Source organism: Pleionea sp. WD8-19 (assembly GCF_055326765.1).
The window spans coordinates 489,660-509,898 of the sequence record NZ_JBUZOU010000001.1; the positions used below are offsets into that span (position 1 = coordinate 489,660).

Genomic DNA, 20,239 nt, shown 5'->3' on the forward strand with positions numbered 1-20,239 from the left:
GTTCTTCGGAAGTACTTTCAATCAAAGCCAACCTTTAAAAATAATTGCGAAGATTAATTAGGTGCGTATCAATACACCTAATTAATCGTTAACACTCACTCATTGCTTTCAAATTAATTTTCTTTTTAATTAAGACTGGCATTCACCTGATTGAGTTGTATTATTTTTGACACTAACTCACCCTTATCATAAGCATCCGCTATGACAATGTTCAAGTTTTTACCATGAGCTCGTCCTATCCAATAAAGAGAATCGAGCACCCAGGAAAACTCAGGGTTCATCCAGTCTTCTGCCATTTCCAATAAACTTTTACCCGAAGCAATTGTAGTAAAATCGGGAGTTACGACCGCTTGACTGATATAAAAAGCATCATCACTACGATTCATTAAAGTTGCAACCATTTCTCCAATAACCGTATCTGAGTGCCTGGTGTTTGACCAATGGCTTTTCGTGTATTGCGCTCGATTCCAAACATATGAGTTATCTTCCATAACATGATTGATAATATTTCCGAGAACAATCACATTTTTATTTTGACTCCACATATCTTCAAACGTCATATTTGCATTTGGAGTAGCCAATTTATCCCCCAGGTGTAGTTGTAACTGGTCCAACAATCGGATTGTCGCACTTTGTGAGAAGTCTACTAATGATTGAAAATCAACAATAACTATTTCTCTTGGATGCTCATCAGTAAATTGGTCGATTTGAGCCAATACGGTATTATCAATTTGAGGATAATTCGATACCACAAAATTTGATGTCAATCCGTGGTAAGTCATTAATCCATGACTATTATTTTCAACACGAATATCCAAATATCGAATACCGTCTTTAAGCTGTCGATAAATTGACTTCGTTTGTGCTTTTCCGGCTTTATAAGCCACACCATGACCAAAAAACTTTAAACCACTGTCATAGTTTGCAGCGAAGCCATTACTCGTCGTCATTTCATCTGTGGCAGAATCATGAGTACCTGGTATAGGAATATTTTTCAGCTGGATATGCGATTTTTCATCATAAATGGAGGCCATCCAGTTCGCATTATAATCTTTTTTAATGGTAATCGTAGCATCAGAATGCATGGGTAACGAATGCGTGTACCACTTGTCATTTTGAAAATAGCTGCTGTAAAATTGCCCATTAACTCCGCGAAAAAACACATTGGGTAAACTATTATTATGGTTAATTGGGAATGCCTCAGAATCTATCCATGCAGCTTGTGTATGATTCGTCCAACTGCCTCCAAACCAAGTATCGATTAATGCACCCTGTGTATTTTTGTAATAAACATGGAGGCTATCGCCGTATTGTATTGACCGTGGGTTATTGGCAACTTGTTTAGCCAAAGTATTCCTTTTCCAGAAGCCATCAAAAAACGACTGACGAAGGTCATTGTTATTGTCACGATAGAATACCTGAAGAGTATCATAGTATTGAATAGCTGAAGGCGTACCTGTTATAGAATCATTATGTGTCACAAAGCTCCAATGGTTATCATAGTAAAAGCTATTGCGTAATCGACCGTCTTTACTTCGATAAAAAACATGCAGTCCATCATAATATTGAGTAACAGCAGGTTGTCCAGCGATATCACTGTCTATTACAGAGCTAATCCATGCGTCTTTTATTAATTTACGGACTTTTAAGAAATTATCATCCGTTCTGTAAAACACGTAGAGATTTCCATCCAGCTCGGAAATATCCGGATAGCCTTTAATTTTGTCTCCAATATTGTCATATATCCATCCTTGTTGCGCATTATAACTGGCCTGCTGGAGGATATTATCGCGGTTTGTGTAAAATACATAGTAGGTACCATTAAAGTAATGTACCACTGGGCGTCCGTAAGTTTTCTGATCATATCGATAGGTTTTCCAATGCTGCCCATTAAATAATGTTTGCATGAGATCGTTCGAATCACTGCGCCAAAATATATGAATTTTATTGTCGACCGATTGAATGGAATAATCTGATTTTGAGTCGGTTTCCGCTAAAGTATTGGTAATAATCCCCAACCACATCAGCGGTACCAAGTAAAAGCTTTTTAAGAGTTTAGCATTTACATATTGCACAATATCTGTCTCCTAAAGTTAGTTTGAATACATGAGAGTTTTTACGATAAACGCAACTAAAATTTAAACAAAAGACAGATAAAAAGGTTCGTAAACAAGCGACAACTCACAAGAAAATACCGACAATAATGTTGCGGATGCCTAACCGGAGGCTTTATTTGGTATACATTACTAAGAATCACATGATAAATAGCGAATCCAATCTTCCTTACTAACTTTATACATTCAGTATTATTATGATAATTTTAACATTGTGTCTTCGTTTTAATATATGCGAAAATCACGATAAGAAAGGTCCGAATATGGGGCTCTTTGGGTCCTTTTATCACTCAAGTAATAATTGTTAAGGAAGCAATCAATATGAATCACAAAGTAACATTGTCATTAATCATTTCAGGCTCACTCATTATTATCTCGGCAATAGGAGGCTTCTCTTATCAAGTAGGTACAATGAATGCTGCTTTAACAGCAGGGTTTACTGGCAATATAAATATCACACCACTCCCTTTTTATATGACAAGTGCCGCAGGCTTGTTAGTACTTTTAGCGGGTATAGTTATTGCCTTTAAGGAAAAACAGCACTAATACATACAACACTCTGCTGTTTTTCGCTCCGGCCATAAGATACGTGTCCTGCACAGGGCGCGCAGATGTACATCAAAAAGTAAAGCCTAGATAATGTTATTTTGAAAGAACTAAACGATATCGGAAATATCAGCTTCTGGTGCGACAGAAGGAAAAGGAGTAATACAATTCGGACAAACTCTAAATTTACACCGTCAAGTTAAATAAGAGCTACCAAAAATTACTCGATCACAATGGTTTTTTGCCAGTTTTCTTTAGGATCCCCCAACACAAGAAAATGGGGATTCAATAGCTCTTCCTTCGTATTATACCGTAAGGGTGAAAAATCCGTTTTCACTAATTGCCCACCGGCTTCTTCGACAATAATTTGCGCGGCGGCTGTGTCCCACTCAGAAGTCGGCGCGAGTCGAGGATAAACATCGGCATTGCCTTCTGCCACCAAACACATCTTTAACGAGCTGCCTCGACTGGTTAAGTCGAATTGAGGCATGTGCTGGCACATATTTTTCACTTTATCCAAACCATGCCGGCGACTGGCAACAATGGTGTAATGTTTTTCTCCCTCAACATTTGGAACCGAGCGTACCTGAATTTTCTCTTTCGCATTATTACCCGTTTGTCTATAAGCGCCAAAATACTTCGCAGCAAAATAAAAGGCATTAAACACAGGAATAAAAATCACCCCCAACACCGGTTGATGGTCATGGATCAACGCTATATTGGTCGTAAAGTCATCATTGCGCGCGATAAACTCTTTAGTCCCATCAAGCGGGTCCACCAACCAGTATGTTTGCCAGCTTTTTCGATCGTCGTAAGCAATGTTATGACTTTCTTCCGATAATGCCGGAATATTCGGCGTTAACGCTTTTAAACCGTCAACGATTATGCGATGTGAGGCCAAATCCGCTTCGGTAAGAGGCGAGTCATCCGATTTTATGCGTTCGCCAAAATCGTCACGCTGATAAACACGTAAAATGGCGTCACCCGCTTGCCTAGATAATGTAATGACTGGCTCTATCAAATCGCTATAATTCATTTATAAGTCCGAAACATTTTAAATCGAGTTAGGGATTAAATATCGAAGTTTGTGAAGGAGTCCGCTTGGCTTTCATTATGATCGATTAGCGAGATGATCTCGTACCAAATAAAGGGCAGCAATACTGCGTGCTTCGGTAAAATCCTCTTGCATTATCAACTCATCAATTTTTTCCAGTGGATAAGGAACCACTTCGATGGGTTCTGGTTCATCACCCGGCAGTGGGTCCTCGTAAAGATCCTCCGCTAATACAATACTCATGCGATGACTTAAATACCCTGGAGCCAGTGAAACCTGCTTAATCTCTGTTAGTCTACGCGCACCAAGGCCCACCTCTTCTTTTAATTCGCGCTCAGCCGCATGCAATATATCTTCACCTTTTTCAACCAGACCTTTCGGTAAAGCCAATTCATACGCATCAACACCCGCTGCGTACTCACGGATCAACATCAACTGTTGTTTATCATCAATAGCAATGATCATTACCGCACCACTGCCACCGGCTTTAAGTCGCTCATAAACTCGCTGTTCGCCGTTGGAAAACAATAAGTGTAACTCTTCAACACAAAACAGTCGTGTTTTAGCAATTTCTTGTTGCTTTAAAATCTTAGGTTTTTGTCTCATACCGGTGAATTTAATTCATAATATCGCGGAACTGATGGATCACATAATGCGGCGGTGTTTCTCGAGGAGGACGTTGACTGTCGGGTTGTGCAACACCTAAAACATACTTTATGCCATAAGTAACCGCAGAGTCTAATACCATTGCGTTATCGTCAACAAACAAAGTACGTTGCTTATCAAATCCGATGCGTTGTTCTAATTTTTTCCAAAAGTGTTGCTCTTCTTTGGGTACACCAAACTCATGAGAAGAAATCAATTCATCAAAATACTGATGAAAGTTGCTGTTTAACATTTTGATTTCAAGACTTTTCTCGTGCGCATTCGTTGCCAAATAAACTTTTTTATTATGAGCATTCAAAAACTCCAGAAACTCAATTGCTTGAGGACGAAAAGACACTTTATGCGCTATTGCTTTCTTCATCGCAACAATGTCTAACTTCAAGCTATCACTCCAATAATCCAAACAATACCAATTTAATGTACCTTTTAACGCATCAAAATGATCATAGAGTTTTTGTTGTGCTTGTTCTTGTGTGATCTTATTTTTTTCAGCGTACACTTGTGGTAAATAAGTCAGCCAAAAGTAATTGTCGAAGTGCAAATCAAGAATGGTACCATCCATGTCCAAAAGTACGGTATCAACATCTTCCCAAACAACTGGTGACATATATTATATCCTCAAACCATCTTACATTCGTAAAGGCAATGTCATGTTCAAACTACGTCGATTGTCGTCGCCTTTCTTAAGAAAAGCGATGGTACTTTTGAGCTGATCGGGCACTTGTTCAGTAACAGAAATATCGAGTTTAATTTCTTTCGGCCAGAAAATTTGCGCCTTGCCTTTCGCATCAAGTGCATTTTTACTCGGTTGCAACGCCAGCTCAATACTTCCGTCTTCAAGCGAATGCGCTTTTAAAGTAAAGTTTCCCAACCTAACGACCGGCCCTGTAATGGATGCAGCGCCTTTTAACCAATAAAGCGTAGCTTCGACATCTTGTGGGCCATGTTCTTCATTGAAAGACAAACTTTCAACATCAATTCGAAAATCACCCTGTAATGCCATGCCTCGCATCGGTAAATAAGGCGATAGCTGCTCTGCGGATACTTTAATGGTCATTTCGGAGAGGTATACCGTTTGATCAAACCCCAAACGCCAACCACCGTCGAGTTTTATACGAGGATCATCGGTTTTTATACGACCACCCAATTTGCCGGTGAACAACCAAAAAGGGTTGAATGACCAGTCAACATTAGCCATTGATTGACGATTCACTTCGATACTGGCTGCCGAGCCCGACCATAAACTGCCACCGACTCCTGAAGCATTTACCTGTATTGATTCCGGCAACAAATTAATCGCAGTGCGAGCTGGAAAAGTTCCCAATAGAAACACCAGAAACAATAAAATAGAAAGGAATACCGTTTTTTTTGTCATAATGCTTTATGCCTTTAACCGGAAATCAACCTGACATTGGCACGAACAATACCAACTTCACCACTTTGCGAAACGGAAAGGTGCGATGTGATAATGCCATACTCATTCTCCAATTGAGCTAACCAATTTAACATTTGGTCAAACGCGATGTTGTCAAACCAAACATTGATTTCGCCATTTTTCTTTTCCTCAAACCGATCGAGTCGAAAACCGTATTGCCGAGTGGTATTGGTGATCACATTGGTCAAAGAAGAAAAACTTTTTTTACCTGAGCTTTGGTTGCTCGCCGGCGCCAAACCTTGCAGCAGGACAATCGCTTTTTTATTGTCTACCACTTGGTCTTGCTTGTCATTCACCGCATTTTGAACCGGAACGATCACAGCAAAAATCAAAAGCAGAACAATAACGACCGGCGTTGCAATCTGCACCACTTTTTGATCGCGTTCGGAGAGTTGTTCATACCGTTCCATTAATTGATTCATGATCCGCTCCTTATCGACAAACGAGTGGAATATTGACTGCCTTGAGCACTGGCTGATGACATATCCACTTGTAAACCGCTTTTGCTTAATTCGTCTTTAAACTGATTTAGAGTCTGATAATCTGGAGCTAGCACATCAATGCGCAATTCAGATTTTCGACCATCGAAAGTAATACTGGTTGGCTTAATGGTACTGGTAGATGCAATTTGAGCCGATGTTTTATTCAATAACAATAAGAACTCTCCTTGTTTAGCATCGCCACCGGATCGCTTCATTAATCGTTCCGTTTGCCCCAATAAACTGCCCGCTCTAGGACGTCGAGAAAAAGCCTGGTTAAACAGCTCAACCCCTTGATTATTTAATGCTTCATACTCTTTGTTTAAGGCGTAATAGTTAGAGCCTTGAAAACCAAGATAAACGATAAATGCAACACCCATGATATAAGCGAGTGAACGATACTTTTGCCATTGCAGGTTGGATTCTTTCTTAGGCGTGTACTCTTGCTGCAATAAGTTCACCTGTGCACGGTCGAACGTTAATGCTTGCGCTTCCAATAATTCGATCGCCTTGAGTGGCTGACCAATGGCATTTTCATGTTGCTGCCAAAACTCTTCCAGCTCACCAACATGAAACACACGAATAGCATCGAACGATGCTTCATGCTCTTCGCTTTCATCTTGTGACAGCATGTCAGGCAACATCATCGGCAATAAATCGCGCTGGCACACCCAACGCTTATTGCCATGTTGATTGATGATTGCCGTTTGCTCATGCAAAATAATTTCTATCGCGTCATCGGCACCTTGAAACAGTTCCATTTCATTGATCAAGTAATCAACTTTTATTTCCGACTGCTCAAACCATTGGAGCCATTGTTGCATTTGAGAGTGCGTCGTCCACTGCACACTGATATCGCCGGATTTATCACGTTTCCCGTAAGCAAAGTGCAATTGATCAATGGGATGCGCCAACTGATCTTCAAGCATATAGGGTACCGCGCGTTGGATCTGTTTGAGTTGCTTGGCCGGAGTATTCACTTTTTTGCACGACACTTTTGATGCAGGTGCAATGGCTATCGTGTCACACTTTTGTGATTTTTCAGCCAACGCAATTAAGTCAACTGCCAGCAATTCACCCTGCTCTAGCCATTGCTGTTGATCCTGGCTCCAAATACCCCAGTACAGAGCACCGAGATTACTTTCCGGTAATCGAATGAATAATCGATTCTTCATTAAAACTCTCCAAAATAACGTGCAACAACATCAAAGTTGTATTTCGAAGGTTGCCCATTACGCTTGAGTAGTGATTTCATTTTTAACGATGCGCCCCGCAAGTCGACTTTGATATCCACAACAAAGTATTCGGTGGTGACAGTGAGTCGATCTCGAGACTTACTGTTCTGATTAGAGGTATTACTTTGTCCTAGATTTTTTAACGCTTCATTCACATCATCATAACCTTCTTCAGGACGCTCACTGATAATACTTTGCGCATCCGACAAAGAAACATTTTGCGATTTGATCACCGCATAAAGCAATGGTGCCTGCTCCGGAGTTAAGGTGTTGATGTTGATCTTATTCAACTCCGCATCCGGTAATACGCACACCCAATCTTTTAATACTTTGTACACTTTTGCCGAATAGCCTTTAATAACACGCAGTTCCGACTTGCTAGCCAATAAACTGTTTGCGGTGCGATACGGCAACTCGTAGCCGGTGTACTCCAGATCTTCAGCGCCTTCAAATCCGGTCGGCTGAATATCGTTGTCGATCCAATCCACTAGGGTCGCCATGAGTGCTTCAGGACGCACTTCGATATTTTCAACTTCTTTTAATGCTTCGTTAACGAGGTTTAAATAAATGGTTTGATCGGGGTGTTGTTGGTTGGTTGTGCCATCATCCTCTTTCCCCCCATTGTCCTCTTTCCCCCCATTGTCCTCTTTACCGCCACCACCTAAACTCGGCGGCTCTCCTGGATTATTTCGATCTTGACCGCTATTCCCACTGGAAGCTACAGCATTTAAATTAAAGCAGCTTTGCGCATCGCGCACCGTTGCCGAAATTTTGCCGCCGCCTTCAACCGGAAACTCAAACGGTGTGGTTGCCCAAGGTTGATTCAGATGCACTTTTTCTTCTTTGCCAAAGCCTTTACCCAACCATTTTTGTGCGAGAGCTTCACCACCTAGCGCCAGTTGATAGGCTTGTTCACGTCCTAAAATTAACTCGGTACGTCGCTGACTGTAGGTACCGTGTTCAATGAGTTGAGCCGCGATCAGAGTTGCCAGTGCAACCACAATCAAAACGATCAGTAAGGTGACACCCGATTGGCGTCTCATGAGCCCATACCCAACGGATAAATCTGAATGATCTCTCCCAGATCTTTAAATTCTACGATGACTTTTATCGCTTGTGGGGTGGCCACCGCATTTTGATTTCCGTCATTAGCGACCGCATTCGCATCGGGCCAAGTATCGACCCATTGTTCATCATAATAGAATTCCACTTCAAACTTGCTAACTCCGTCGATGAGCTCGCGCTTTAATACCTGATCTTCCAGCGCCAAATCCAGCACCACCCATTGCTCACGGATCAATTTGTCTTCTTCCAATTTGTAGCTAAGGCGTTCCAGTTCGGTGCGCGGCAAATTGGCCGGGTTGCGTTTACCCTGACGCGTTAAACTTAAAAAGGTTTCGTCAGCGCTTTTATCCCCCATCAGATAGGGCTGCAAATCACCGTAAGAATTTCGAACATTGCGCTGTGCAATTTGTTGAATATCAATTGAAATGCGATTAAACGCTCGTTGTAATTGAGCAAGGCGCTCATCATTTATCTCTGCATGCTCTTGGGTTTTCAATGCTTGATTAAGGATCGCGAACGCAGATACAGCAATCGTCGCTGTGATAGCCACAGCGATTAAGACTTCGATTAAAGTAAATGCGCTCGCTTTTTTCATCATGTTGACGTCCTTACATTCTGTCTTCACTTTCAGGACGCGCAAAAAAGGCGATGATTTTGCTGTATTTATAATCTTCATCGTCTTTCGAGCTAACGGCAACTTCAATACGACGTAATGTCGGCTCCGCAGTTTTAATCACCTTTTGTTCCCATTTCCACTCTCGCTTGAGCATGGAAATATCACCACGTGTTGTTCCTTCATTAGGCCAGGGTTGTTCAAGCCTTAACTCACCCAACCGATACATCGCGACATAATGTGCCAACGTTTTTTCCTTTTGATAAATTTGCGTGCGCGTTGCCTGATTCATAGAGCCGCTCAAGGCGATTAATGCTGTTGCCAGTACGGTTAGAGAAATTAAAACCTCCAACAGCGTAAAACCATGAGAATTACGACCTTTGGAGATTGTAGATTCAGTCGAAATTGAGCAGATCATTATCTGTTACCTCAACTCGTAAATTACCGGAAAAAGGACCTTCCATAGTGATATCACCCAACATAGTGCCACTGATTAAATAATAACGAGGGTCATCGTCGGTCCAGCCCAAAGCCACTTTGAAATCATTCATTTCTCCTGAGGACAAAATATAGATTTGTGGTGGCTCAACAGGCTCTTCTTCCTCTTCAAAAATATTGACATCTTCTTCAAAAATATCAACGTCTTCTTCGTCTTCAGCAAACAAGGTGTTACCGTCAACGATCAACTTCATTTCGAGTATTTCTGGAATTTGTTTCTCAGTAAAAAAGTCACTGTCTTCTATGGGCAGCCACTTTTCATTTTCCACATCGAAAACGAAAAAAAAGTATTTGTTTTCTTCCATGCGAATGCCGATATCGATGCCGCGCAACAAGGTTTCATCTTGGGCTTGCTTTAAAAGCGCGTAGAGGCGCATCGATTGCTTTTCCAGTTCTTCCTTGCGTTTGTCACCAAACGCTAACGTCGCCAATGAAATGATAGTGGCACCAATTACCAAAGCGATCAAAATTTCCAGCAGCGAAAAGCCTTTGTCTTTTCTGCTGAAAGTTGTTGCTTGGTTAAATTGTTTTGGTGCCATCAAAAGCTCTTAGTTTAAATAATGATGCTGACTAAATGGATTACAAATGATACTTAGCTTTGCTCTTTCATCGCTTCGAGCACTTCGTCGATGTTCCAGTTTGCAATATCAACACTTTGTCCTTCACCACCTTCTTGTCCATCGGCCCCCAAAGAAATAATTTCAAAATCGCCTTCACCGTACTCCGCGGGCGATAAATATAGATAGTCGTTACCCCATGGATCTTTTTGCAGTTTTGAAATGTAGCCGCCACGCGGATAATTGTTCGGTTCAGGATTAGTATCCGGCTTTTGCGCTAACGCATTCAATCCTTGTTCGGACGTCGGGTAGAAACCATTGTCGTTGTAATAACGCATTAATGCACTTTCAATGGTTTGAAAATCAGACTTCACTTTGGTGTATTTTGCTTTGGTCACTTCACCACCAAAGTTCTGTAATACAAAGGCTCCTAAAATGCCGATGATTACCAGCGCAATTAAAATTTCCATCAATGAAAAACCACGTTGCTTTTGCATCTTTAACTCTCTCCCAAAATTTCAAATTAAAATCGTTCATGGCGGAATTTGTTTCGACTCATCCACCTTTTAAACCACTAACCACTCATGAGCTGGTTCATCTGGAATATTGGCATTAATATCGCCAGAACTATGGTTAATACAAAGCCGCCCATAAATAAAATCATTAACGGTCCTAACATGGTGGTAATCACCCCGACCAAAGATTCGAATTGTCGATCTTGATTATCTGCTGCTTTCTCTAACATTTTGTCCAATTCGCCGGATGCTTCACCACTACCAATCATGTGCAACATCATGGGTGGGAAATGACCGGTCGACATTAAAGCCGCTTTTAAAGAGGTTCCTTCGCGTACTTTAAACGCTGCTTCGTGCACCGCTTCTTTCAACTCGATGTTCGTCATTACGTCACCGGCAATTTTTAAGGCTTCTAAAAGAGGAACGGAGCTTGAGTTTAAAATCGCTAACGTTCGACCAAAACGAGCGGCATTTACGTTTCGACTGACTCGACCAAACATCGGCAACTTTAAAATGCCTTGATGCCAACGCTTGCGTCGTTTCGGATTGATTAACAGCCATTTAATTCCCGCAATCAACGCTGCGACACCGACACCAACCCATAGGCCATGATTAATCACAAAATCACTGGTGTTGATCAACGTCTGAGTCAATCCAGGAAGCTCTCCCCCCATATCGCGATACTGCTCAACTATTTTGGGGACGACATAGGAGAGCAAAAAGATGATAACCAGGAAACTGACCACACCCAGAATCATTGGATACGCCATGGCAGAAGACACTTTCGATTTCATTTCCTGACGTCTTTCGGTGTAGTCTGCCAAACGATCAAGTACGGCATCCAGGTGTCCGGACTTTTCACCAGCCGCCACCATGGAGCAATAAAGTTCATCAAATACTCTTGGATATTCACGCAAGGCATCCGCCAGCATATGCCCTTCGACAACGCGTGAACGAACGCCCATCATAATGGTTTTGTGCTTTGGCTTTTCACATTGATCGGCAACGGCTTTTAACGATTCTTCAACCGGAATGGCCGCGTTGATCAAGGTTGCAATTTGACGTGTAATGAGAGCCAAATCAGTTGCACTCATTCCAGGAGAGGTAAACAATGGCTTGCTCGACTGTTGCTTTCGATGTTTCTCAGTAACAGCCTCAACATTCAATGGAACCAACCCTTTGTCACGCAAGTTGGAACGAATTTGACGCGGTGTATCGCCTTCTAAAATGCCTTTTTTTTGTCGCCCTTTGGCATCGAGCGCTACGTATTCAAAAGCGGCCATCAGTCTTCTCGCGTCACTCGCAATACTTCTTCAACCGTGGTCATCCCTTGTAACACCCGGTTACGACCATCCTCCCGGATCGAAGGACTGAACTGCCGTGCATGACGCTCGACATTTTGTTCACTTTCACCGTTGTGGATCATGGTGCGCATATGATCATCCACTAACAATAATTCAAACAATCCCTGACGCCCCTTGTATCCCAGGTTGCGGCACTCTTCACAACCCACTGCTCGATAAATGGTAGGAGGCTTAGATTTATCAAACCCCATCAATTCACATTCTTTTTCATCGGCAACATAGGCTTCTTTACACGCATTACATAATGTTCTTACCAGTCGTTGCGCTAAAACACCAAGCATGGAAGACGAAAGCAGAAACGGCTCAACCCCCATGTCCACCAAACGCGTCACCGCACCAACAGCGGTATTGGTATGCAAGGTCGACAAAACTAAATGGCCGGTTAAAGAGGCCTGTACTGCAATTTGTGCGGTTTCCAGATCACGAATTTCCCCCACCATCACGACATCAGGATCTTGACGCAAAATGGCGCGCAATCCTCGGGCAAAAGTCATGTCAACTTTGGTATTCACTTGAGTTTGGCCGATTCCATCGAGCAAATACTCCACCGGATCTTCAACCGTTAAAATATTACGTTGCTTACTGTTAAGCATGGTTAGACCGGCATATAAGGTCGTGGTTTTACCAGAGCCAGTAGGGCCGGTAACCAGAATAATGCCGTGCGGCTTATGCAGAATATCGCTCATTTGCTGCATAAGTTGTTTCGGCATTCCCAAATGAGTGAAGTCGAGTCGACCAGCCTGCTTATCGAGCAAGCGCAACACCACTCGTTCACCGTGACTCGAAGGCATAGTCGACACCCGCACGTCTACCGCTCGATTGGCAATTCGTAAAGCAATTCGACCGTCTTGCGGAATACGTTTTTCGGCAATATCGAGTTTGGCCATAACTTTGATACGCGAAACCAACAAAGGGGCTAACTTGCGGTTCGGTGACAAAACTTCGCGCAGCACACCGTCGATACGAAAGCGAACCGTCAGCTCTTTTTCAAACGTTTCAATATGAATATCGGAAGCATTTTCTTTGATGGCTTCTGTTAACAACGCATTGATTAACTTAATAATGGGTGCGTCGTCTTCGTTCTCTAAAAGGTCTTCAGTTACCGGAAGTTCTTCAGCCAACCGAAACAAATCCATTTCTTCACCAATATCTTCCATGGCTTGCATCGCTTCAGACGAATCGTTTTGATAAACATTACCAAGGTGTTGCTCGAACACTTGCTCATCTACGAGCTCAAGCTGCATGGGTCGATCGAGAAAGCGTCGCACTTCCATGACTATTTCCGGACTGGGATGCCCACGCATCACCACTTTTACTGGGTCAGAGCTGACGTCGGTGATAACCACACCATTACGACGTGCAAACCCAAAGGGCAAACGCTGTGGTATCGCTTCTACCGAAACCATCTCTGGTTCAATGGTCGCTTCGGTTAATAGGTTTTCGTCGAGCAGTTCGTCCTGCGCTTGCAACTCAGTTGACATCGTCTACCTTCTTTTGCTGCTTTTGCTTCATACTCTCATCGAACGAAGGGGGCAATGCTAGAGAATCATTCCACTCCGGGATCAAAGGTGTATCGTCATCGTCCATCAAAGACACACCCTTGGCGCGCATATCCAATTGTTTACCACGAATGTAGTTGTATTTCCGTGAGCTCAGCTCATGAATGCTTTTTTCATCGCGTAAAATTTTAGGACGAATGAATACCATAAGGTTTCGCTTCGTCTTGGTGGTCCGATTGGAACTGAACAGGTTGCCCAGCAAAGGAATATCACCTAACACCGGTACTTTTTCGGTGCTCTCTTGAATGTCTTCGTCTATCAATCCACCCAGCACCACCATGCCACCGTCGTTTACCTGCACAGTGGTTTGAATTTGTCGTTTATTGGTAATGATATCGGCACCGGTTGTTCCGGCGATGGAAGACACTTCTTGTTCGATTTGCAAGCGTACTGAATTACCTTCGTTGATTAATGGGGTAATTTTTAATTTGATACCGACGTCTTTACGGTCAACCGTGGTAAAGGGATTAGAGTTGTTATTACCTAATGCAGATCCCGTAATAATAGGCACTTCCTGTCCCACACTGATGGAGGCTTCTTCGTTATCCAGCGTAGTGATGCTGGGGGTCGACAATACGTTCGATTCGGTATCTCGTCCCAGCGCTTGTATTATCGCGCCCCACTCCAAATCACCTCTTGAGTCAGTTTCACCAAAGCCAAACACAACCCCTTGTGAGCTCGATAACGCTTGTGCCAAAGCCGCACCATTATCACCATTACGACGAGTTGGGTTGTAACCCACAATTTCACCGTCGGCATTGACGATGGCATCGCCACCTGTTTCCTGACCTCGCAAAGAAGCAATGCCAGCCCCGACACCCACCATCGAAGTCCCTGTGTTGCCAAAGTTGGTAAAGGCACCCGCCACCGACAACAGTTGAACACCCAGTTGTTTCAATCCGATATCCGACACTTCAGCAATCACCGCTTCGACATGCACTTGCGCACGGCGAATGTCCAACTGACGAATAACCGCTTCAAAAGACTTGAGCATATCCGGTTGCGCCGTAATCACTAAGGAGTTGGTATCTTCATGGGCTTTAATCGAATAAGGCTTTCCGGAAGAACGCTTTTTTGTTTGCGACTTAGGATCATCGGTTTCTATGGACTCGCCTACACCTTCCAACAACTGCGCCACTTCGGTAGCTTTGGCGTAGTTCAGATAGATAACTTTGGTATTACCCGCACTGTCGGTTTCACTGTCAAGGCGGGCTATGAGTGCTCGTAAACGCAAATTGTCCTGTTTTTCGGCACTCAATAAAATGCTGTTGGTTCGCTCATCCGCAACAAAACGCGGTTGATCAGCACCAACATCTTTTTGTGCGTTTTGCTTTTGTAGGGTTTCGATGATACGCACCACTTCTGAAGCGGCAGCATGTTTGAGCTCAATCACTTCGATTTCTTCGTTACTTTCGCGATCGAGCTGTTCGATAATTTTAACAATACGGTCGACGTTGGCTTTCGCATCGTGCAATAACAACACATTATTCGCTCGAATTTGCCCCATATGCATTTTCTGTGGAATTAATTGACGCAGTACAGGTACCAGTTGCGTCACATCGACGTTTTTCACTTTTACGACACGGGTAATCTGCTCATCGTAAGGTGCATCTAGATTACCGTAATCAACTCGTGTCGCGTCCTGCTTCACTTCCTGATCTTGGATCACCTTAACAATATTTCCTTGCTCAATCACTCCAAAATCGTTCAGCTTGAGTACGCTTAAAAACAAACTCCAAATTTCGTCTTCATCTAATGGGGTTTGTGAAATCACATTCACTTTTTTTCCTTTCACCCGATCACTCAAAATGATGGTTTTACCTGTTAATCGACTGACGGTTTCAATAAACACCTTGATATCCGTGTCTTTCAGGTTAACGGTTGCTTTGCCAGCCCAAGACAAAGGAACAAACGTCAGGGCTAGGGCTGCGAAAAGGCAGCGTTTTATCATCGAATTATCCTTACTGTTAAACGTCATGCGATTACCTGTATAACTCTTCTTTTTTATTAACGTCTCAATTTGCTACTGAGCGTCATTTAATTTGATGGTGATATCCTGCGACTGACCGTTTCGCATTACAGTTAGACTAACTTCCTGTGAAGTTGCCAAGTTTTGCTGCAACATTAATAGCTGAGAAGGATCGTTCAACGGAATGCCATTAATGTTGGTCACAATATCATTGCGACGCAGTTTTAATTCGTAAAACAACCGGCGCGCTTTTCCAGGAGAAATTTTAACGCCTTGGATTTGACCGTTTTCCATGACTGGCTCCCAGCGCAGCATATCTTTTAGACTGGTGGGATCCGTTTGCAGCTTTTCGCGTAACTCCCCGAGCTCACGTTTGACTCTGGGATTATCAACCACCTCGCCACGCATTTTTTCCGGCTCGGCCGCGGTTAACGATCGTGGAGCGTTGCGCGGTTCATTTCGATCGACTGAAATAACCGACTCTTCCTGTTCCAGAGTTAACGACTCTAACTGCCCGTTACGGTTCAAAATGACTTTGGTTGCCTGCACTTGATGCAACACTGCACCGCTACCACCCGTGATTTTGTCGCCGATAAAATAAACTTCTTGATTGCCGCCGCCAGCTTCAATAATGGCACTTGCCCGTTGCTTATCATCCGATGCATAAATACCGCGTAACTTAAGAGGCAACCGTGTTTCAGTTGCTGCAACTTCTTGCACCACTGGCTTTTCTTCGGGCTTGGCGCTGGCATCGCCAAACAAGTGCTTACTGACAATGGCATCGACGGCAACACGAGAATCGCTTGATTGCGTCATGGTACGAGGTGTTTGTCGAGGCGCGCTAATTTGATAGTCCGCCGTGAACACATCGACCCAAACCCACACTAATTTGGCCAGCAAATAAAGAGCAAACACCCATAAAAGAGCGCTGGCCAGCTTGACCCAGGGTTCTGGTTTGCTAAACGGCTGAAATAAAGATGCACTCAACTGCATTACCTATCATTCCCAAAATCGTTCAAGAGTCGCTAAGGCTCCTCTAAAAATGATCGTTTCTGTGTGTCGGACTGGCGCAGTGTCAACACACTCTGAAAAATACGTTCTCATTTTTAGAAATGCCCTAAATAATTGTTTTCACCACATTTCCCAAGTGGCTTAGACGAAAGTCTGTTAGACCGACTCGCAAGTATAAGCCCGCAAGGATACCAAAAAAAACGGGGGATCTCTCACCGAAACTGGGTAGTATTCACAAAATTAATCATCAATGGGTTAATTTGTGTGGTTTCTAACATTTTCCTGGTGGCGGAAAGCACATTACACTACTGCTTTTTTTGACAACCAGATGATTTCTACACGGCTCCAGCACGAATACAGGTATAAACGATGCAGCAATCAGAAAAGGTTCGCCTCGATAAATGGTTATGGGCGGCCCGCTTTTACAAAACCCGAACACTCGCTAAAGAGGCCATCGACGGCGGTAAAGTGCACTACGATGGACACCGAGTAAAACCCGGTAGATTGGTACAGATAGGCGCAACGGTTACGCTGAGAATGGGCTTTGACGAAAAGGAAGTGGTTATATTGGCGGTTTCCGATAAACGCGGCCCGGCTCCTGTAGCGCAAACGCTTTACCAAGAAACGGAAAACAGTATTGAACGTCGTGAAAAAGCTAGCGAAATACGTAAAATGGCAGGAATTATCCATGAACGTAAACCGGATAAAAAACAGCGGAGGCAAATTCATCGATTTAAGCGTATTAATCAAGATGAGTCCTAACGGCGCAATCGGTCAGAAATGATATATAATTCTGCCTATTAACCAAGATCGGAACATTGCTCGGTAATGACCCAACAACACGATCACATCCAACGCTTTCTATTTGAACATCACTCGGTACGTGGTGAATGGCTTACTTTGTCCGACTCCTTAGGTGACATGCTCAAAGGTCATGATTATCCTGCGGTGGTTCGTAAGCAATTGATGGAATCCGCTCTGGCGGCCAACCTGTTAACCGAAACCTTAAAGTTTGAAGGCCGCATGACCTTGCAAGTGCAAAGCACTGGGCCCATTAACCTGTTATTGGTGCAAGCCAATCATCGCCACCAGTACCGTGGCGTTGCTCGATATCAACATGATGTGCCGCAAACCGATGATCTCAAACAACTGATGCCAGCGGCGCAAATGGCTTTAACCATTGAGCCAGAGCAAGGCAAACGCTATCAAGGCATTGTACCGACGCATTACAGTTCACTGGCGCAAAACCTAGAAAATTATTTTCATCAGTCTGAACAGTTGGCCACTCGCATTTGGTTATTCAGCAATAATGAACGTGCAATGGGCCTGATGTTACAAGCAATGCCCGATAAACAAGACAAACAAGGCTTTGAGCATTTAACGCAATTGGCCGATACCTTGAAAGCAGAAGAAGCCTTAAACCTCGATACAGAAACGGTCTTGCATCGTTTATTTCATCAAGATCCGTTACGACTGTTTACACCGTCAAAAATCGAATACCACTGCGGTTGTAGCCGGGAAAAGTCTCTCGCTTCTTTATTATTGGTGCCGCGTGTCGAGCTGAACGAAATGCTGGAAAAAGAAGGCAAAATATCCATGAATTGTGAGTTTTGCCAAACACATTATGAATTTGACAGTATCGATGTGGCGCAAATTTTCGCCAATGCCGGCCACGATATGCAGAAAAATACCGAGCAATAATCTATTTCAGTTGCAGAGCACGATATACCAATCAACCGTTATAGCCTTCGGTTATGTCTAATCACTCGCCTGCAAAACCTTTTTGTAGGCGAGCCTTATTCAATTCAAGCCTAATTTTAATTACCTTTTTTTAAGGTGAATTCCTAATATTTTATACAAAATCATAAAATCCGATTTGTTAATAGATACAGCACAGGTATAATTCGCGCTCAAAAATTAAGCATAGCATTACTCATTAGAAAAACTAATCCGAGCGATTTGATACTGCTCGCGAAATACAAAGTCAAGAAGGTGACCATGGGATTACACACACCCTTTTATCAGCAACATATCAACGCTGGTGCACGCATGGTGGACTTTGGCGGATGGGACATGCCCATCAACTATGGTTCGCAAATTGATGAACACCACGCCGTACGCCAGGATGCCGGTATGTTTGATGTTTCTCATATGACCATCGTCGACGTTAACGGCACTGATGCCAAACCCTTTCTGCAAAAATTACTGGCTAACGATGTCGCCAAATTAACGCAATCCGGCAAAGCACTTTACAGCGGAATGCTGAACGAAAATGGCGGCGTGATCGATGACCTGATTACTTATTACATTAACGATACCTTTTATCGAGTCGTTGTTAATGCGTCCACTCGTGAAAAAGATCTGGCCTGGATGAACCAACAAGCCGCCGCGTTTGATGTGACCGTAGAACATAACCCAAACTTCGCGATGCTCGCAGTACAAGGCCCCAACGCCATTAGCAAAGCGCAAACGGTTTTTAGCGATGCACAGCGCCAGGCCACCGAAGGTTTGGGCGTTTTTTTTGCGGTAGAAAGTGAAGGCTTTTTTATTGCGCGCACCGGTTACACCGGCGAGGACGGTTATGAAATCATGGTTCCTCTGGCCGAAGTCGATCAATTTTGGAATGCGTTGTTGGAAGCCGGAGTAAAACCTTGCGGGCTTGGTGCACGCGATACCTTACGACTGGAAGCCGGCATGAACCTTTACGGCAACGATATGGACGATTCGGTATCACCACTGGAAGCGAATATGGGCTGGACCATAGCCTGGGAGCCCACCGAGCGTGACTTTATCGGACGCCATGCATTGGAGCAACAAAAAGCCACCGGAGTGAAAAACAAACTGGCCGGATTAGTACTGGAAGGCAAAGGCGTTTTACGCGCGCATATGAATGTGATTGGAGAAGACGGTTCCGAAGGCGAAATCACCAGTGGTACTATGTCACCGACTCTGAAAAAAAGCATCGCTTTGGCACGTATTTCCAAGACAGCTGGCGATCACGTTATGGTTGATATACGGGGCAAACAAGTACCTGCTCGTGTGGTAAAGCCTTGTTTTGTGCGCAAAGGCGAACCACAGGTTTAAGCTTTAAAAAAAACTGTGAAAATCAGAATTTACGTTAGAATAAAGTAAAAATAATTAAGCGATGAGGACGATATAAATGAGCGATATCCCAAGCGAATTGAAGTATGCATCTACCCATGAATGGGCACGACTGGAAGAAGACGGCAGCGTAGTGATTGGTATTACTGATCACGCCCAAGGACTGCTCGGAGATGTGGTTTACGTCGAATTGCCCGACGTCGACTCTGACATCAGCGCCGGCGACGAAGTCGCCGTTGTCGAGTCTGTCAAAGCAGCCTCGGATATCTACGCTCCAATTTCGGGCACGGTCATTGAAGTGAACGAAACGCTGGAAGACGCACCGGAAACCGTTAACTCCGATTGCTACGGCGACGGTTGGATGTTCCGAATTCAACCCACCGATGAAGCAGAACTTGAAGACTTGCTCGACTCCGAAGGCTACGCAGAAGCCATTGCCGACGAATAAAAATCATCG

At 43.5% G+C, this 20,239-nt stretch carries 21 protein-coding genes; 5 read left to right on the top strand and 16 right to left on the bottom strand.

Annotated features, from left to right (window positions below; translation table 11 throughout):
• Positions 1 to 125: 125 nt before the first annotated feature.
• Entirely contained in the window at positions 126 to 2,075 is a 1,950-nt protein-coding gene (locus ACTUJY_RS02000) for a phosphatidylinositol-specific phospholipase C domain-containing protein (RefSeq protein WP_463614363.1), read from the bottom strand.
• Positions 2,076 to 2,435: 360 nt separating this feature from the next.
• Here ACTUJY_RS02000 and ACTUJY_RS02005 point away from each other — a divergent pair, with 360 nt between their 5' ends.
• Positions 2,436 to 2,660: a hypothetical protein gene (locus tag ACTUJY_RS02005; RefSeq protein WP_463614364.1), complete on the top strand. Its 225-nt coding sequence runs from the start codon at positions 2,436 to 2,438 to the stop codon at positions 2,658 to 2,660.
• Between the two features lie 220 nt (positions 2,661 to 2,880).
• On the opposite strand, the gene cysQ is transcribed toward ACTUJY_RS02005, so the two are convergent.
• From cysQ to gspC, 15 genes are all read right to left on the bottom strand, one after another.
• Positions 2,881 to 3,696 carry a 3'(2'),5'-bisphosphate nucleotidase CysQ gene (gene cysQ / locus ACTUJY_RS02010; protein ID WP_463614365.1) on the bottom strand — a complete coding sequence of 272 codons (816 nt, stop codon included), beginning with the start codon at positions 3,694 to 3,696 and terminating at the stop codon, positions 2,881 to 2,883.
• 75 nt (positions 3,697 to 3,771) lie between these two features.
• Positions 3,772 to 4,320: an ADP compounds hydrolase NudE gene (gene nudE / locus ACTUJY_RS02015; RefSeq protein WP_463614366.1), complete on the bottom strand. Its 549-nt coding sequence runs from the start codon at positions 4,318 to 4,320 to the stop codon at positions 3,772 to 3,774.
• Positions 4,321 to 4,330: 10 nt separating this feature from the next.
• Positions 4,331 to 4,987 (bottom strand): GMP/IMP nucleotidase, encoded by a 657-nt coding sequence (gene yrfG, locus ACTUJY_RS02020; protein WP_463614367.1) that lies wholly within the window; start codon positions 4,985 to 4,987, stop codon positions 4,331 to 4,333.
• 21 nt (positions 4,988 to 5,008) lie between these two features.
• Positions 5,009 to 5,755, bottom strand: a complete 747-nt coding sequence (locus ACTUJY_RS02025; RefSeq protein ID WP_463614368.1) for a type II secretion system protein N — start codon at positions 5,753 to 5,755, stop codon at positions 5,009 to 5,011.
• A gap of 14 nt (positions 5,756 to 5,769) precedes the next feature.
• On the bottom strand, positions 5,770 to 6,237 hold the full coding sequence (gene gspM / locus ACTUJY_RS02030) for a type II secretion system protein GspM (RefSeq protein WP_463614369.1): 468 nt from the start codon (positions 6,235 to 6,237) through the stop codon (positions 5,770 to 5,772).
• Positions 6,234 to 7,469 carry a type II secretion system protein GspL gene (gene gspL / locus ACTUJY_RS02035; RefSeq protein WP_463614370.1) on the bottom strand — a complete coding sequence of 412 codons (1,236 nt, stop codon included), beginning with the start codon at positions 7,467 to 7,469 and terminating at the stop codon, positions 6,234 to 6,236. Before gspL ends, gspM begins: the two co-directional genes overlap by 4 nt.
• Positions 7,469 to 8,572 (bottom strand): type II secretion system minor pseudopilin GspK, encoded by a 1,104-nt coding sequence (gene gspK / locus ACTUJY_RS02040; RefSeq protein WP_463614371.1) that lies wholly within the window; start codon positions 8,570 to 8,572, stop codon positions 7,469 to 7,471. Before gspK ends, gspL begins: the two co-directional genes overlap by 1 nt.
• On the bottom strand, positions 8,569 to 9,192 hold the full coding sequence (gene gspJ / locus ACTUJY_RS02045) for a type II secretion system minor pseudopilin GspJ (protein ID WP_463614372.1): 624 nt from the start codon (positions 9,190 to 9,192) through the stop codon (positions 8,569 to 8,571). The genes gspK and gspJ overlap by 4 nt, the downstream gene beginning before the upstream one ends.
• A 10-nt stretch (positions 9,193 to 9,202) precedes the next feature.
• Positions 9,203 to 9,625 carry a type II secretion system minor pseudopilin GspI gene (gene gspI / locus ACTUJY_RS02050; protein ID WP_463614373.1) on the bottom strand — a complete coding sequence of 141 codons (423 nt, stop codon included), beginning with the start codon at positions 9,623 to 9,625 and terminating at the stop codon, positions 9,203 to 9,205.
• On the bottom strand, positions 9,603 to 10,244 hold the full coding sequence (gene gspH, locus ACTUJY_RS02055; RefSeq protein WP_463614374.1) for a type II secretion system minor pseudopilin GspH: 642 nt from the start codon (positions 10,242 to 10,244) through the stop codon (positions 9,603 to 9,605). Before gspH ends, gspI begins: the two co-directional genes overlap by 23 nt.
• A 53-nt stretch (positions 10,245 to 10,297) precedes the next feature.
• Entirely contained in the window at positions 10,298 to 10,759 is a 462-nt protein-coding gene (gene gspG / locus ACTUJY_RS02060) for a type II secretion system major pseudopilin GspG (protein ID WP_463614375.1), read from the bottom strand.
• Positions 10,760 to 10,836: 77 nt separating this feature from the next.
• Entirely contained in the window at positions 10,837 to 12,060 is a 1,224-nt protein-coding gene (gene gspF / locus ACTUJY_RS02065) for a type II secretion system inner membrane protein GspF (protein ID WP_463614376.1), read from the bottom strand.
• Complete coding sequence (gene gspE, locus ACTUJY_RS02070) at positions 12,060 to 13,547, bottom strand: type II secretion system ATPase GspE (RefSeq protein ID WP_463614506.1); 1,488 nt, start codon at positions 13,545 to 13,547, stop codon at positions 12,060 to 12,062. Before gspE ends, gspF begins: the two co-directional genes overlap by 1 nt.
• 64 nt (positions 13,548 to 13,611) lie before the next feature.
• Entirely contained in the window at positions 13,612 to 15,651 is a 2,040-nt protein-coding gene (gspD, locus tag ACTUJY_RS02075) for a type II secretion system secretin GspD (RefSeq protein ID WP_463614377.1), read from the bottom strand.
• Positions 15,652 to 15,723: 72 nt separating this feature from the next.
• Complete coding sequence (gene gspC / locus ACTUJY_RS02080) at positions 15,724 to 16,662, bottom strand: type II secretion system protein GspC (RefSeq protein ID WP_463614378.1); 939 nt, start codon at positions 16,660 to 16,662, stop codon at positions 15,724 to 15,726.
• A gap of 387 nt (positions 16,663 to 17,049) precedes the next feature.
• Here gspC and hslR point away from each other — a divergent pair, with 387 nt between their 5' ends.
• From hslR to gcvH, 4 genes are all read left to right on the top strand, one after another.
• Complete coding sequence (hslR, locus tag ACTUJY_RS02085; protein ID WP_463614379.1) at positions 17,050 to 17,442, top strand: ribosome-associated heat shock protein Hsp15; 393 nt, start codon at positions 17,050 to 17,052, stop codon at positions 17,440 to 17,442.
• A 66-nt stretch (positions 17,443 to 17,508) separates the two neighbouring features.
• On the top strand, positions 17,509 to 18,381 hold the full coding sequence (gene hslO, locus ACTUJY_RS02090) for an Hsp33 family molecular chaperone HslO (RefSeq protein WP_463614380.1): 873 nt from the start codon (positions 17,509 to 17,511) through the stop codon (positions 18,379 to 18,381).
• Between the two features lie 297 nt (positions 18,382 to 18,678).
• Entirely contained in the window at positions 18,679 to 19,764 is a 1,086-nt protein-coding gene (gene gcvT / locus ACTUJY_RS02095) for a glycine cleavage system aminomethyltransferase GcvT (RefSeq protein ID WP_463614381.1), read from the top strand.
• Between the two features lie 76 nt (positions 19,765 to 19,840).
• Entirely contained in the window at positions 19,841 to 20,230 is a 390-nt protein-coding gene (gene gcvH / locus ACTUJY_RS02100) for a glycine cleavage system protein GcvH (protein ID WP_463614382.1), read from the top strand.
• Positions 20,231 to 20,239 lie beyond the last annotated feature (9 nt).